At 44.5% G+C, this 15,655-nt stretch carries 17 protein-coding genes; 1 reads left to right on the forward strand and 16 read right to left on the reverse strand.

Annotation, left to right across the window (positions count from 1 at the left end; all coding sequences use genetic code 11):
* Window positions 1–189 precede the first annotated feature (189 nt).
* Window positions 190–1,776, reverse strand: coding sequence for an ASKHA domain-containing protein (locus tag BM056_RS08700; RefSeq protein ID WP_092470757.1), 1,587 nt, complete (start codon window positions 1,774–1,776; stop codon window positions 190–192).
* A 136-nt stretch (window positions 1,777–1,912) separates the two neighbouring features.
* The gene (locus tag BM056_RS08705) at window positions 1,913–3,313 is read right to left on the reverse strand and encodes a phage-shock protein (RefSeq protein ID WP_337833496.1); all 1,401 of its coding nucleotides are present in this window, start codon (window positions 3,311–3,313) and stop codon (window positions 1,913–1,915) included.
* Window positions 3,314–3,523: 210 nt separating this feature from the next.
* On the opposite strand from BM056_RS08705, the gene BM056_RS08710 reads away from it, so the two are divergent.
* Window positions 3,524–4,120 carry a GNAT family N-acetyltransferase gene (locus BM056_RS08710; RefSeq protein WP_092470761.1) on the forward strand — a complete coding sequence of 199 codons (597 nt, stop codon included), beginning with the start codon at window positions 3,524–3,526 and terminating at the stop codon, window positions 4,118–4,120.
* Between the two features lie 40 nt (window positions 4,121–4,160).
* On the opposite strand, the gene guaB is transcribed toward BM056_RS08710, so the two are convergent.
* From guaB to BM056_RS08780, 14 genes are all read right to left on the reverse strand, one after another.
* Window positions 4,161–5,618: an IMP dehydrogenase gene (guaB, locus tag BM056_RS08715; protein WP_092470997.1), complete on the reverse strand. Its 1,458-nt coding sequence runs from the start codon at window positions 5,616–5,618 to the stop codon at window positions 4,161–4,163.
* A gap of 91 nt (window positions 5,619–5,709) precedes the next feature.
* Window positions 5,710–5,934: a hypothetical protein gene (locus BM056_RS08720; protein ID WP_092470762.1), complete on the reverse strand. Its 225-nt coding sequence runs from the start codon at window positions 5,932–5,934 to the stop codon at window positions 5,710–5,712.
* Window positions 5,935–5,982: 48 nt separating this feature from the next.
* On the reverse strand, window positions 5,983–6,459 hold the full coding sequence (locus tag BM056_RS08725; protein WP_092470764.1) for a sporulation membrane protein YtrI: 477 nt from the start codon (window positions 6,457–6,459) through the stop codon (window positions 5,983–5,985).
* A complete protein-coding gene (locus BM056_RS08730; protein ID WP_092470766.1) occupies window positions 6,456–6,782 on the reverse strand; it encodes a YtrH family sporulation protein in 327 nt (108 codons plus the stop codon). The genes BM056_RS08725 and BM056_RS08730 overlap by 4 nt, the downstream gene beginning before the upstream one ends.
* A 162-nt stretch (window positions 6,783–6,944) precedes the next feature.
* On the reverse strand, window positions 6,945–7,466 hold the full coding sequence (gene def / locus BM056_RS08735; RefSeq protein WP_092470768.1) for a peptide deformylase: 522 nt from the start codon (window positions 7,464–7,466) through the stop codon (window positions 6,945–6,947).
* Window positions 7,467–7,525: 59 nt separating this feature from the next.
* On the reverse strand, window positions 7,526–8,143 hold the full coding sequence (cobC, locus tag BM056_RS08740) for an alpha-ribazole phosphatase (RefSeq protein WP_092470770.1): 618 nt from the start codon (window positions 8,141–8,143) through the stop codon (window positions 7,526–7,528).
* A 1-nt stretch (window position 8,144) separates the two neighbouring features.
* On the reverse strand, window positions 8,145–9,230 hold the full coding sequence (gene cobD / locus BM056_RS08745; protein ID WP_165613445.1) for a threonine-phosphate decarboxylase CobD: 1,086 nt from the start codon (window positions 9,228–9,230) through the stop codon (window positions 8,145–8,147).
* Between the two features lie 12 nt (window positions 9,231–9,242).
* A complete protein-coding gene (gene cobS, locus BM056_RS08750; RefSeq protein ID WP_092470774.1) occupies window positions 9,243–10,016 on the reverse strand; it encodes an adenosylcobinamide-GDP ribazoletransferase in 774 nt (257 codons plus the stop codon).
* A 3-nt stretch (window positions 10,017–10,019) separates the two neighbouring features.
* On the reverse strand, window positions 10,020–11,381 hold the full coding sequence (locus tag BM056_RS08755) for a cobyrinic acid a,c-diamide synthase CobB (protein ID WP_238456372.1): 1,362 nt from the start codon (window positions 11,379–11,381) through the stop codon (window positions 10,020–10,022).
* A gap of 91 nt (window positions 11,382–11,472) precedes the next feature.
* Window positions 11,473–12,432: an adenosylcobinamide-phosphate synthase CbiB gene (gene cbiB, locus BM056_RS08760; protein ID WP_092470778.1), complete on the reverse strand. Its 960-nt coding sequence runs from the start codon at window positions 12,430–12,432 to the stop codon at window positions 11,473–11,475.
* Window positions 12,433–12,434: 2 nt separating this feature from the next.
* On the reverse strand, window positions 12,435–13,967 hold the full coding sequence (locus BM056_RS08765) for a cobyric acid synthase (protein WP_174549944.1): 1,533 nt from the start codon (window positions 13,965–13,967) through the stop codon (window positions 12,435–12,437).
* Window positions 13,967–14,548, reverse strand: a complete 582-nt coding sequence (gene cobU / locus BM056_RS08770) for a bifunctional adenosylcobinamide kinase/adenosylcobinamide-phosphate guanylyltransferase (RefSeq protein ID WP_092470780.1) — start codon at window positions 14,546–14,548, stop codon at window positions 13,967–13,969. Before cobU ends, BM056_RS08765 begins: the two co-directional genes overlap by 1 nt.
* A 270-nt stretch (window positions 14,549–14,818) precedes the next feature.
* Window positions 14,819–15,235 (reverse strand): DUF3842 family protein, encoded by a 417-nt coding sequence (locus tag BM056_RS08775; RefSeq protein ID WP_092470782.1) that lies wholly within the window; start codon window positions 15,233–15,235, stop codon window positions 14,819–14,821.
* A 94-nt stretch (window positions 15,236–15,329) separates the two neighbouring features.
* Window positions 15,330–15,596, reverse strand: coding sequence for a translation initiation factor 2 (locus tag BM056_RS08780; RefSeq protein ID WP_092471001.1), 267 nt, complete (start codon window positions 15,594–15,596; stop codon window positions 15,330–15,332).
* Between the last annotated feature and the right edge of the window lie 59 nt (window positions 15,597–15,655).

Here is a 15,655-nt window from a genome sequence, read left to right on the forward strand (position 1 = left end):
CCGTAAGGGCGTAAAGTTTCACCGGGCTGTCTGATGTAAGCGTTAGCTATAGGTAACTATAAAAGATACAAGGAAAATTGCGCAGCGCACGGAGGGAACCACCGGAGCGCCAGATACAAGTAACTAAAAACTTTTTCGGAATAGAAAAGCCCCGGATATGTGCACTCCCATGTACCCGGGGTTCTGTTTCTAATCCACCAGAAGGCCTCTCGCAAGCATTTTCTTTTTAACCGTGGGGTAATAGTCTAAATTAGTATGGGGTAGAAATCTGCTCCCAACAAATTTATTCATAAAAACCTCACTGGCGTTTAGTTCAAAATAAGTTATGGAGCGTGATATTTCCTCGGCTTCACGCAGGCAATCTTCCGATATCAGCGCCAGTCTTGCACCTTCCCCGGAACTGTTGCCCAACCTGATCATCCGGTCGCGCTGGAGATCCGGGTATAACCCAATGGTTACGGCAGATTCCAGGTCCAGGTATTGCCCAAAGGCCCCGGCGGCGTAAAAGGTCTCAATCTCTTCAAATCTGCAGCCCACACTTTCCAGTAAATATTCCAGGGCGGCGTTGACCGCACCTTTGGTGCGCATGATATTGTCAATGTCCGTTTGAGTAAAGGTTATGGCAGTGTTGTTTTCTGCTTCCGAAGCCGGAACAACAGTAAACTCTTTATTACTGTCTTTAAATTTTCCCGCTCTGTTGATAACTCCCGCTAGTAATAATTCGGCCAGGCAGTCAACCAATCCGGAGCCGCAGATACCGCAAGGCTTTTGAGAGGCAACGGTTTTGTAATGCACTGCACCCGTTTGTTCATCTATGCGCACCTCATACACCGCTCCCGGCTCGGCCCGCATGCCATGCCGGGCCACACCACCTTCCAGGGCGGGACCGGCAGCTCCGGCGCAGGCGGTCAGCCATTCGGAATTGCCCAAAACCATTTCCCCATTGGTCCCTATATCTACAAATAAAGCCAGGTCAGTTTTCTTATGCATGCCGCTGGCCAAAATACCACTGATTATATCTCCCCCCACGTAACTCCCCACACCGGGCAAACAGTAAAGAGACGCCAGTGGGTTAATATCCAGTCCCAGGCTGGCAGCGTTGATAAACCCGGGGTGATTCACTACCGGAATATAAGGCAACATACAAATTCTGGAGGGATCAAGCCCAAGCAATAAATGCACCATGGTGGTATTGGCGCCTACCGTGACAGCGCTGATCTCATGCTTGGAAATTTTAAATTCATTTATCAGGCGTGAAATTAAGCTGTTTAACGTTTGAACAATTGCCTGTTGAAATTTTTTTCTTCCGCCCTCATCAGCGGCCAAATATATTCTGGTTAAAATATCTTCTCCGTATTGAACCTGTCCATTGTAATCGGCGGCAGAACCAAGCGTTTTGCCGGTAGTTAAGTCCACCAGATAGCCCACCACTGTTGTGGTTCCGATATCAACCGCAATTCCGTAATGGCGGGAACTGGTGTCCCCGGGTTCAACGTCAATGACCTGCCAGATACCGTTAAATTGGGCTAATGTGACGGTTACCTGCCAATTAGCACCCCAAAGCACTTCACTGACTTTATTTAGAATAGGTAATGGCATATACGCGTTGTGGAAACCTTCAGGCAGTTTATCCTTCAACCTGTCAACATCGGCAAGGTTGTTTAACAGGCTGGGTGGTTCAAGCTGAAGATGGAATTTTCGCGTAATAGGCTTTATATCTACATCCACCAGAACACGGTTTTGTAAAATTGTATTATTAGTGCCGGTTACAGACAAAAATGCACACCTCTTTTTAATCTATTCAATATTTTTAATATATCACAGTAAGTTGATTTACGAAACATTAAAAACCGGCCGTTTAATTAGTTTCCTAAGCGCGCGTGCAGTAAAAAAGAGATACCTTGCGGTATCTCTATATTACCTGTTGGGGGGTCTTTTTAAATCTGCAAAACAGTTTGGCCACAAACCTTACCAATGGGTGCGCCATTGTTTTTTCCAACAATTTGTATTCATTTTTAATTTTGGCCATTTCCTGCTGGGACAAACGCAGAGACTTGTTCAGCCTTTCCCCTTCAGACATGGCATGCTTTAGATCTGTGCTTAAAGTATTTATTTCTTCTCGCCAAATCTTTTCTTCGTGCTCCCTGGTCTCATTTAGTCTTTCTATTCTTTGCTTCAAATTAACAATTTCCGTCTGTAATTCAGCAACCCGTTCAGCGTGTAATTCCTTAATTTCCAGTAATTTCGTTTTGTTCTCCCGGTCACGCTCTTTATATTGCTGCAATTTACTGAACATGGTTTCCAACCCAGATTGATTCTTATTCAGAGCCTCTCTTATCTGCTGGTTTTCAAGCTCATGATCTCTAGCCCTTTTTACCCAAAGGCGGCATTGATACAAGATACTGTTGGCCTTGGATTCCAACTTCTGAAGGTGCTCTTTATAGCGGTAAATCTCTTTTTTCCTTAATGCCAGGAGCAAATCCTTCTCTGCCATTTGGGTGTTTAGTTGTTCAAACCTGTTTAGATCATTCTGACGCAGTGCTAAAGCTGCAGCAGCTTCCTTATGTGCCGATTCAACCTCAGCAAGCTGCTTTTGCAAGCTTGTTGCACGCTCTGTCCATCTTTCCCGGTCTATAATCCACCGATCTCGTTGACGCTTTAGCGCCAGCAGATATCTTTTTAAAATTTTATCGTAAATAACCCTGGCTTCCTGGTTATAGCACCATACTCCTTTGCCTATTTCCTCAAAATAAGGAAACTTCCTCAAAACCCCCTCAATTTCATTTTTATCAGTAGCTCTCCATGTTCCTACCACTTCATTTAGCTGCGCCAGCGACAAACCGGTTGGGTTCATTATCAGCGCTTTGGTAACCAGTTGCTTAAGTGAGTATTGACCTGTTTCTACTTCCCATTCCGTCAAACCCCAGTAACCGTTTGCCAGTTGTATAAACCTGCCGTCGTTGATCAATCCAACTTGTTCAGAAACAGACTTGCCTTTTTTCTTTTTATTACTTTTAGTCATATCTGCAAAGCTGAGTGGTTTTTGCTTTTTTAGTAAAATAGTATAAAACTGATCGTTATCTTTTTGTCCTTCTAAATTCAAAGTCCAGGAATGCTTTTGATCATTGGTAAAGCAAGTGTGTTGTTCCAGACACAAACGAACTTTTTCTTCCACTTGTTCCGAAGCATAATCCTTCAACATTTGTCTATGGACATAATTAGTCAATTCGGCAACTGACAAGGATTCAAAGAAAAACAATGTTTTTTTGAGCACATCTGTAAGTGAATTTAATTTGCCGCCCAAAATTCCCACCTCTTTACATTTTCCATATTTTGTATTTATATATTTCCCTATTCAAACCCAATATCCTTCCTGTAATTGGTAATTTTTTATTTTTTATCTTTTTTATTAAAAAAAATTATTTCTGATTATTATCTTGTTTAATACCGTTTTACTACCATATAATTAAAATAAGATCTGATAATGTTCTGAATAAGATTAAGTTATTTAAGAGGTGAACGAATGAATAGTTCAGAATTTTTGATAGAAGGGCCTGTTGAACCGTCATATATATTGAATCTGGAAATGTCTCAGGATTTATGCATTTTCAGAGAACCGCCCAAGCAGCAGAAAGCATTGGCTGAAATTGCCGGCTCAGATGACGGTATGGTTTATTTAATCAGAGATAATAATACAATAATTGGTTATGTAACGTTTCATAATCCGGACAAGTATAGCCGCTGGTCTAATCATCCTGGTATTATGGAACTTGGCGCAATTGAAGTAAGCCCCAATTATCGCGGGCATAAACTGGGCAGCCGCTTATTGGAATATGCTTTTGCAAATCCGATTATGGAAGAAAAGATTGTAATCACCATAGAGTTTTGCTGGCATTGGGATCTTGACAATACCGGACTGGATATATGGAAATACCAAAAAATGCTGAGCAAGCTTTTTGGAAGTGTCGGTTTAGTTCGCATTCCAACGGACGACCCGGAAATACTGGAACATATCGCCAACGTTCTAATGGCACGATTCGGGTCAAATGTCTCTGAAGAAGATCTTAAAAAATTTGAAGAGATGCAATTCTGCGGTGGAAGTATATTTAACTATAAATAATTTCGTAAAAAAAAGCCGGTTACCCGGCTTTATAGATTATTTAGCGCAAGCTGTAGTTGGGAGCTTCTTTGGTAATCACCACATCATGAGAGTGACTTTCTCTCAATCCGGCAGGGGAAATGCGAATAAAACTGGTCTTCTCCTTTAATTCCTGAATTGAAGCAGTGCCGCAGAGACCCATGCCAGCCCTTAAACCTCCGATCAACTGATAAACAGTATCAGCCAGAGTACCTCTGTAGGGCACCCTTCCTTCTACACCTTCCGGAACCAGTTTTTTCTGGTCTTCCTGGAAGTACCTGTCTTTGCTGCCTTCTTTCATGGCTCCTAGGGAGCCCATACCACGGTATACCTTATAACTGCGCCCCTGGTATATCTCCAGGTCGCCAGGGCTTTCTTCCGTGCCGGCCAGTAAGCTGCCCAGCATAACTACATCTGCCCCGGCTGCCAAAGCCTTGGTTATATCACCGGAGTATTTGATACCGCCATCGGCTATAATTGGGATATCGTATTTGGCAGCTTCTTGTGCACAATCGTAAACCGCTGTAATTTGAGGAACTCCAGCTCCGGCAACCACTCTGGTAGTGCAAATGGAACCCGGACCTATACCGACTTTAACCGCGTCGGCACCTGCATTGATCAAATCTTTAGTCCCTTCAGCAGTTGCCACATTTCCTGCAATAACCTGTAATTCCGGATATTTGCTTTTAATTTTATTAACAGTATCTAAAACTCCACGGGAATGCCCGTGCGAAGAATCAATAACAACAGCATCAGCCTTAGCTTCAATTAGCGCCTCCAACCTGTCCATGGTATCGGCACTGACTCCCACTGCTGCGGCAACCAGCAGCCTACCGCCGGCATCCTTGGCGGACATGGGATACTGGCGGGCTTTTTCAATATCCTTAATGGTAATTAAACCCCTAAGGTTAAAATCATCATCCACGATGGGTAACTTTTCAACCTTATACTGCTGTAGAATTTCCTTGGCTTCTTCTAATGTTGTCCCAACGCGAGTAGTAATAAGGTTGTTTTTAGTCATAACACTGCCGACTTGCTGGTTAAAGTTTTTTTCAAAACGCAAATCACGATTAGTTAAGATACCCACCAGTTTGCCATTTTCAGTAACCGGAACGCCGGAAATGCGGTATCGTTCCATTAGTACCAAAGCCTCACTGACAGGACTATCAGGTGATAAGAAAATGGGGTCAGAAATGACACCATGCTCCGAACGCTTAACCCGGTCAACTTCCATTGCCTGGCGTTCAATTGACATATTTTTGTGAATAACCCCAATACCGCCCTCACGGGCCATAGCTATTGCCATCCTGGACTCCGTCACCGTATCCATACCGGCGCTGGTCAGGGGAATATTCAGGATAATTTTTTTTGTAAGCTTGGTTTTTGTGTTTACATCGCGGGGTAAAATTTCAGATGCTGCTGGCATCAATAATACATCATCAAAAGTCAGGCCAAATTTTTTAAATTTGTCAGGAAAGATATCCCCCACCCCTTTCATTCTTTATAGTGAATATATTTTAATATTTTAACATACTTATAGCGCAGGGGGACATCTTTTTTACCCTTTAATTTTAATCTTGCCCCATTACTGAACCCAATCCATGCCGCATAAAATGATCACGCAGATGATGAATCAATTTTTCTGTTACATCGAATTCTTCCGCCATCTCAAAATCTGATTTTCCTTCCTTGACTCCCTCAACAAAATCATCAAAATCTATACCTACTTCCTCTGTCTTAAATTTCAGACTTGTCTCCGTACTCCAAGGTACCCTTGAACGAAGATACTCTTCCACAGCTGGACACTCCTTTTTAGTTTATTTTGCCCAGCTTTTATTTCTTTATCAGGATGGATTTTTTATAGGGATAACTTCCAGGTACACTAAAACGTTTTCTGCAATAACAACCATAGTAATCTTAACTCGAATTTTATTCCCTTCGACTTCAATCTCCCGATTGTCTATTATTCCAGGAACCAGCTGATAATTAACACTTTCCACCTCTTGTCCCGTTATTACCTTTAGCCATTCCCTGACCTTTTTATCCACAGTCAACTCAATAGTGCTTTTTTCGTAATCGGTATATTTACATTTGTCGTCAAAGGATACTTTTGTACTAACCTTGGTGATGATTCTTCTGTAACTGGCGTTGTTTTCTTTTAATTCCTTAATTTCTTTTTCATTAACGGATATTTTTTCCCTTAATGAGCGATTCTCTATGTAAAGCGCGTCAATTTGTATTCCAACCAGCACACCGGATAAAGTGGCTCCCAATAAAATGCCCAGAGAGAATACAGCGGTAAAGAAAAGAACCCGTTTCATTGGTTATCACCGGATAGCATCAGCAAAATATAGTAGCCCGCCTGGGTACCGGCCAGAGCGCTGATTATAAAGATTAACTGTTTGACTACGGCGCGGACTTCTCCCTGGAACAACCCGGACTCTAGAATTTCAATTGTTGAAAAGGTGCCCCCAATGGCGGCTACAATTGCCCATACCTTTATTTCCCTGGCCAGTTTCAACATGGTACCCACAGGTGGTTCCCTGAACAGTACAGCGGCAAAGGAGCCGATTAAAGCCGCACCAATAATAATACCTAAAGCAGTGAAAAATATTAATACCATTTTGTTCGGAAAAGCATCCATCAAAAATTCCCCCGTGTAATTGTTTCTTGTCCAAGTATATGTTTCAATCTATTAAGAAATTAACAAAACAACGGGGATATCTTGAGCTTATTCCGCCTGGTTCAAAGCATTTTGCCAACAATAAAAGAAGCGGGGAAATACCCCGGATTTCAGCTGCATTTATTAAATATTAATTTGTCTTGATACTTTGATTAAGTTATAGACATCTAAAGGTTCGTTGGTGCTTTCGCTAAAAATTTGTCCCGCAGCAACATGATCAATATATAAGATCCCATCTAAATGTTCTAGCTCATGTTGCAGACAGCGGGCTATAAAACCATCGCCTTCAATTAAAAATTCCTCACCGGCCCTGCTTATAGCCTTTACTTTAACGTATTGGGCCCTCGTTACTTCGCCCCAAACGCCGGGCAATGATAAGCACCCCTCCGGTCCGGTTTGCTCGCCTGATTTTTCAATTATTTGAGGGTTAATTAATTCTATAAAGCCGTCCCCACCATCTATTACAACGATTCTTTTTAAAATCCCTACTTGCGGAGCTGCCAATGCCGCGCCATTAGAGGACGCTTTAAGAGTATCAGCCATATCATCAAGCAACTGCAAAATAGATTGAGTTATTTCGGCAACATGTTTGCATTTCTTTCGCAGGATTGGGTCCCCAAGCTTTCCAATCACACGCTCTGCCATTTGAGTTCTCCCCCTTTAAAACAAGTGATATCCTGAATATCATATGCAGTTCCATAATTTTAAATCGTTTCCAAATGGCTGCAATCGTTGTACAATTCCAGAATACTTTTATCCCAAGCATGAAAATAAACAATGGACAGTGAGGCATTATCCTGCCTCAATTTCCAGTATTGATTGAGGTCAATACCCAATACGGTACCAACAATGCTCCGGATCGTCCCTCCATGCGCCACTACAGCCACCGTTTGATCACTGTGTTTTAAAACGATGTCTTTAATGGCCTGGTTTGAACGTTCTGCCAGTTCATTCAGAGTCTCTCCGCCAGGGATTCTTGTTTCCAGGGGGTTCGACCACCATGTTTGCGACAGATCACTATAATTTTGCTGAATCTCTTTAAAAGTTAGCCCTTCCCAGTCGCCAAAGTTTAATTCCTGCAAACCTGGCAGCATTATAACCTGCCTGTGGTGTGGTTCTGCGACAATGCTAGCCGTTTTTATGGCCCGGGTTAGGTTGCTGGCATAAAAGGCTTCAATTTTCCGGCCGGACAGCCGTTTACTTAAAGCCACAGCCTGTTGTACACCCTGATCGCTAAGGGGAATATCGGTTTGCCCTTGTAATTTTGCGTTTTTATTCCAAACAGTTTCACCATGCCTGATCAGCAACATCCTACAGCCCATGCTAATCTCCTTTCATGGCCTCTGTAAGCGCCCCAATCAAGATTACATTCTCTTTGCGCGTCCTGACTGCAACCCTGATAAAACAATTGTTTAACCCGCTGAAATTGGAGCAATCACGGACAAGAACACCCTTTCGGGCCGAGAATGTCACCAATTGTGTAGAGGTCATGCCTTCCTTTAAAATTTTAACCAGCAGGTAATTGGCATTCCCCGGATAAGCCTTCAACCCGGGAATTCGCGATATAGACCGGTAGAGAAATTCCCGTTCCCGGTGAACAAGTTCTATCGTCTCATCCATATAGTCAAAATCTGTCAGTGCAGCTTTACCTGCAATTTGAGCAAGTATGTTAACATTCCACGGATCTTTTCCAGCCTCCAGTTGGCGCACAATTTCAGCAGGGCCAAGCAACGCTCCAAGGCGTAAACCCGGGATGCCGAAAAATTTGGTCAGGGAATAGAGCACCAGTAACCTGGGATATTTGTTTAACAGGGGCATTACTGAAAGCTGTTTGCCGGACTCGGTAAAGTCAATAAAGGCTTCGTCCACCACTGTATAAACGCCGTTGTTGTTTGCATGCTCGATAATTGATTTAATAATTGACCTGTTTTCCACCCTGCCGGTTGGATTATTGGGGTTGCAAATGAATATAACGTCACTACCGGGTAAAGCTTTGATTACCCGGGCCGCCGGCAGCGCAAAATCATTTTGTTCCTGCAACATAATTTCTTTGACTTCTCCCCCGGCACAGTTGATCGCTTCCCCGTATTCAATAAAGGTTGGTGCTGCAACCAGCGCAGTCTTGAATTTTAGTGCATGGGCAATTAGATAAATTAATTCCGACGCCCCGTTGCCAAAAATCATATTTTCAGGCGAGACTTCCAGGTAGCCAGAAAGTGCGCTGCGCAATTCACTGCAACTCGGATCCGGGTAATGCCTGATTAAATCCAAATTATCTTGTATAGCTTTTATAGCCGCGGGGGACGGTCCCAACGGGTTGATATTGGCACTAAAATCATAAATTTGTTGAACCGGGCAGCTTGCTTTTCGGGAATATCCGAAAACATCGCCACCATGTTTATACTCCAAAATAAATACCTCCTACCAAAAACGAACCGGGGCGCTGAATAATTGCGGCAATATATTGTATGCCGGAAAAGCTGCCAGGTAAACAATTAATTCACTGCCTTCACAGGTTGCACCATAAATATCACCTGTAAGGCCGCCCAATTCCGCTTTTACTTTTTGTGCCACAAAATGAACCACTATAAAAAGGGTCAACCAGATTAAAAGGCCCGCCACCCCGGCGGTTAAAATTGTTATTAGTGCTGCTCCCAAAGTGGCCAGAGCAAATTCACGCTTTCCTGCATACAAGGAATAAAGCGTGCCCAGCCCTTCATTGCGCGCGTAAGGGAAAAAGACAATTAAATAGACCATTGCCCACCTGCTCAAAACAGTGGCAAGAATGATTAAGGAAGTTAAAATCTCCACCGGTAGAGCTGTAAACGCCGAATATTTTAAGAGAAACAGACACGCGAGGCCAAGGACGCCAAAGGCGCCAACCCTGCTATCCCTCATAATTTCCATTTTTCTTTCTTTTGAACGGCCGCTGAACATCCCGTCAAAAGTGTCCATAAATCCATCAAGATGGATGCCGCCTGTTAGTGCCGCCATAGTAACAATTAATAGAGCTGCTACAACCGGCACAGGAAATACCAGGATAAATATTTGCCTGGCGAGCAGCAGGGCGATACCCAAAATCAAACCTACCGCCGGAAAATAAACAGGTGATTTTCCAAAGGCAATTTCATTAAATTCGCCGTTATAAAGTCTAATCCTGGACAGGTGCTGAAGAGCAAAAAAGAAACTTTTCAATGCTTAAATCCTCCTGTAACGCCTGTAAGCCGCACAGGAGCGCAAAAGTCCGAGTGCTGCAGCAGTTGATCCGGCGAAATGGATGTGCAAGTAGGTGGCCAGGATATTGCTGTCGGCGTGTCCATCCCGGTGACTACTGCCATCACCGGGCTTTTGCAGCAGATAAGCACTATTTAGCTTATCTGCGTTTATGCTGGAATAGTGAAATTCATGCCCCTTTAGTTTGGAGCCCTTATCCACCAGAATGTTTGAACTGATAGCGGTAGCGGACACATACCCCAGTGCCGCCCGCTTATGCCCCATTTGGCAGCTGGCGGGTATAATTCCTGCGCCTTTGTATTCACACCCGGAAAAATCTTTGATTGAAGTGCATAGATACATTAATCCTCCGCATTCAGCGTATACCGGCATACCTCCGGCGGCGCTCTGCTGCAAATCCCGGATAAACATATGATTATCCGCCAGCTGTTCAATAAAAACTTCCGGAAAACCGCCGCCTATATACAGCCCGTCCAGATCTTCAGGTAATTTGGCATCATTAAGCGCACTGCAGGTATAGATTTCTGCCCCCAGACACTCCAACAGATCCAGTCCATCCTGGTAGTAAAAATTGAAAGCCTTGTCTCTTACGACACCAAGATTAATTTTTACTTGTTTATGCACCGCAAAAATATTTTCCAACCTGCTTAAAGCAGGGGCACGCCCGGCCAGACTCAAAATTCTGTCTACTGGTATAGCCTCCATGATCCTGTGCGCCATTTTGTCAATCACACTGACGATTTTTTCGTTTTCCAAAGATGGAACCAGGCCCAGGTGTCTTTCCGGCAGGTGCAGGTCCTGCTCCCGCAAAATTCCACCCAAAACCGGGACACCTGTTTTCGCTTCTATTGCTTCTTTTAGTATCTTAAAATGACGCGGACTGCCCGCGCGATTAATAATTACACCCGCCAGGGGTACACCGCCCGGAAAGTTGGAAAAACCCCAAACCAGTGCTGCAGCGCTGTGAGCCATAGAGCGGGCATCCAAAACAAGAATTACCGGGCATTTTAATATTTGCGCCACCCGCGCTGAACTGCCGTCATCTCCCGCTCCGATTCCATCATATAATCCCATGACACCCTCGATTACACTGATGTCCGCGCTGCGCGCCGAACGGGTAAAAACCTCCTGAACACCTTCCGGACCGAGGAAAAAAGTATCCAGGTTTCTTGATATGCGCCCGGTGGCAATTTGATGAAAACCCGGATCAATATAATCCGGGCCTACTTTAAATGGCTGAACGCGTAAGCCGTATTTGTCAAGCATAGCCATAACCGCCAGGGCCACAGTTGTTTTACCAACACCGCTATGCGTACCGGCTATCATTATGCGCGGCAAATTCAACACTAATTTTCATTCCCTTCCGGTTATCCGAAAAAGTTTTTACGTTACTTGTATCTGGCGATAGATGCTAAAACTAAACAGTTACCAATAACCTTACAACACAACAGCACATTACACTGATCAAAGAACCTGCGTATAGCATTTCAATAGCACGGGCAATATGGTCAGGCCTTAAGGCTTCACAGCTATCACCCATGTAATGGCGAAAAGAAACCACGCCGCCGTAAGAATTTCTTCCGCCCAACCGTATCCCCAGGGCACCGGCCATAACGGATTCAGGCACTCCACTGTTGGGACTGGGATGCATTTTGGCATCCCTGCGCCAGGCTGCCAGAGCCGCTCTGTTATCCCTGTTGGTTATCCAGGCGGCAATCAATAAAGCGATGCCGGCCAACCTTGCCGGTAGGTAACCAGCAATATCATCAAGCCTGGCGGAAGCCCAGCCGAAGTCTATGTATTTTTCGTTTTTATAGCCCAGCATGGAATCTAATGTATTTACAGCGCGATAGGCCATAGCTAGCGCAGGTCCGCCAATAATAGCGTAAAAAATTGGAGCAACAACGGCATCCACCAGATTTTCCGCTACAGTTTCCACTGTGGCGCGCGTTACATCACCCGATTCCATTTCACTCGTATCCCTGCCGACAATCCAACTTACCTTTACCCTGGCCAGACCTAAGTTGCCTGACACGAGTATGGCTTTGATTTCTTTAGCTGCGCCGGCCAGCCCCCGGGTTGCGATTGTAGTGGAAATAAGCCACGAAGCAATCAGCATATAAATAAAAAAGCTAACCTTTAACGCAGCTATTAAAATCAAGCTTGCTACGATATAACTGCCTGCTGTTATCAAAATGGCTACAGCCATACCGGCTATTCTTAAACCTGTGGGAGAAAAAACACGTTTCCTGAACAGTTTTTCCAATCTGGCAATCCAGTTGCCTATAATCACTACCGGATGTGGAATCATAGACGGGTCACCGATAGCCAGGTCCAGAACATAGCCCAGCAATACCTGTATTACGATAATATCCATAACTAAATTCCCAGTATTGAATAAACTAATTTCATATTTAAATTTGAGCGCACATGATCAGCCAGGCGGTCGTAATCTCTTTGTCTTCTTTCGAGAGTACTGATTACTTGGCTGGATTGTTCTTCAATAATTCCTTTTTTCTGCTTTAGAACTTGGATCAAGTGCCTCCTAAACCCGTCGTTGTCAAAAATACCGTGCATATAAGTTCCCCAGACATTCCCATTTTGGGACACTGCCCCGTCCTTTACAGCGACTTGCAGGCCTGACCTTGTTTGGATGTTAAAGGCATGCCCCAGAGTTTCTCCTAGTTCCGTCCGGCCCATATGTATTTCATACCCGGTTAATTCGCCTGCATAACCGTTCAGGTACTCGCCTCCACCGTTAATTACCGCTGTAACCTGACTGGTTACTTTATCTTTGGCAAAAACCGTTTTCATTTCAAGTAAGCCCAAACCTGACAGTTGTGCAATATTTGATTCTGTCTTCTCGGGATCCAGCAGCTCGCTGCCCAGCATTTGAAAGCCGCCGCATATTCCAACCACAGGCGTGCCGCTTTTAGCCGCCCTGACAATTTCACCGGCAAGACCTGTTTCTTTAAGGTACAATAGATCCTCAATGGTGTTCTTACTTCCCGGAATGATAACCAAATCCGGACGGCCCAGCTCATTAACCCTGCGCACATAGCGCAACTCAACATCAACATCGGTCTCAAAAGGATCAAAATCCGTGAAATTAGACAGCCGGGGAAGCCGGATTACACAAATTTGAATTTTATTATCATCGCCACCCGCACGGTATTTTTTTTCTTCCATTACCACGGAGTCTTCATCCTGTATGCGTAAATCAGTAAAAAACGGAATTACACCCAGAACGGGAATTCCGGTTTTTTGTTCCAGAAAATCAATAGCAGGCTGAAAAATACCAACATCTCCTCTAAATTTATTGATAATTATTCCTTTTACCCGTTCCCGGTCATCAGTACGTAGTAATTCAAGCGTCCCGACGACCGCCGCCAGAGCGCCACCCCGGTCTATATCTGCCACCAGAAGTACTGGAGCGTCAGCCTCACGGGCAACCCGCATATTTACAATTTCAGTATCATCAAGGTTGACCTCAGCCGGACTGCCTGCTCCCTCAATGACAACCACGTTGTATTCACGGCGCAGTTGGGCCAATGCTTTAGTTACAACTTCCCATAAACCCGACGCAACCTTACTATGATAACTTTGAGCAGAATAATTATCCAGCGGCCTTCCCAACACTATTACCTGAGATGAGGAATTGCCGGTGGGCTTTAGCAATATCGGGTTCATATTTACCTCCGGCGCAATTCCCGCAGCTTCAGCCTGAACCACCTGAGCCCGCCCCATTTCACCACCATGGGCGGTTACATAAGAATTAAGGGCCATATTTTGTGATTTAAAGGGTGCAACTTTAAAACCATCCTGATAAAATATCCTACACAGTGCCGCAACCAAAATGCTTTTGCCGGCATGAGACGCCGTTCCTTGCACCATTATTGTATGAGCCAGCATTAAATTCCCTCCTGAAAAGCATTATGTAGGGCCAGCGACTTAATTTCCAAAGGAATCCCGGATATAACCAAAAAAACCTTGTCTGCCACAGCAGCCACATACTGGTTGACTCTTCCCGAGATGTCACGGAAGAGCCTCCCAAGCTCATTGTCTGGAACCAAACCGTAGCCAACCTCATTGCTGACCATAATAAGTTTCAGCTTGTTGTCTTGGGCAGCTTGGATAAAATTAGCAGCTTCTTGCATAATCCGCGTTTCCTTTGCCTCGGCTGATAATTCCTCCACAGTTTGATCAAGCAGCCAATTTGTGATCCAAATGGTCAAACAATCTACTAAGACAACTGAACCTGGCTGCAGCTTAGTTAAAGCAGCGCCCAAACATTGTTTTTCCTCAACCGTCGACCAGTTTTCCGGCCTTCTTTCCCGGTGCAGTTTAACCCTTCTGGCCATTTCCTCATCCTGTACCCCGGCCGTAGCTATATAAACGACTTTGTTGGCCAAGTTTGAAGCATAACTTTCAGCAACAGCGCTTTTACCGCTCCTGGCGCCGCCGATTACCAATACTATCTCACATCCGGCCAATAATTATCTCCCCCGATACTTGTTTATCTTCGCACAGCCTGGAAAACCCCGCCCTCGCATAAGGAAAGGGGACACACCTGCTGAAGTTTGGGTATTTCTCTGGAGACAGGAATGTCCCCAACTTATGGGGATTAACAGGCTGTAAGCTCGAAATAAATGCGACTAAGGTTTAGCGGTCAGGGGACACACCTCTGCTTATGGGTCCAAACTTTTGGGTCGAGGTATGTCCCCAACGTATGGGTCAAAAACCCCACCTGAACCAAGTCTTCTTTATGGGAGGCCTAAAACTTCCTTTACTTTTTTTACCAGATCTTCTATTAAATGAGGCAAGGGTTCGGATTTTAAACCAATTATGTTAACTCCTGAACGGGTAAGAGGAAGCAGCACCTTCGGTGCCGGACTGGCTGCAACAGCCTCGGCCATAGCAGGTGAAAGCTCGCCGGACATGGCGTTGGGAAACATGATGCTTATGGGCCCGGTAATTAAATCCACCCGGGATACATTGTAAATGACAGCGTTCTCCCCTGTAGCACCTTCATTTGCCCCTGCACGCAGCATAACTGATGTAGCCAGGGCATTTGTCCCCAGAGCCAAAAATTCAAATCCATCCGGCAGCTCGCGCCTGAGCCTGTCCATTATATGCTTGCCAATCCCCCCGCCCTGTCCGTCAATGACGGCAATTTTCATTTGATCAACACCTCAAAAGCATTATACCACATTTCGTAAAAAACGCGCGCTTAATCAGTTTCACAAAAAAAGACCCCACAAAAGGGTCTTAGAATTAATTTGAACCGGACTGTCTATCCAGTCTGGTCTGCAATTCAACTATTTGTTTATTTTTCTTCAGCAGCCATCTGGCATACTTGTAATTGTCCTTGTGCAATTTGCGGTTTTCCTTTTCCAGCTTGGTTAGAAAAAATGTTTTTTCTCTCTCAACCTTTTCTACCAGATTCATTAAAACTCTCCGGCTGAGCCGGAGCTGATCTACTTTTTCTTCAAGCTCCTGAATCCTACGCTGGAAGTATTCCATATCCGAAGAATCCGCCATCGCACCACCACCCTGACTGATTTTTTTTATTATATGTCCGGTGGCGCGTAAATAGACAT

The organism is Desulfotruncus arcticus DSM 17038, from assembly GCF_900113335.1.
Classification (GTDB): Bacteria; Bacillota; Desulfotomaculia; order Desulfotomaculales; family Desulfallaceae; genus Desulfotruncus; species Desulfotruncus arcticus.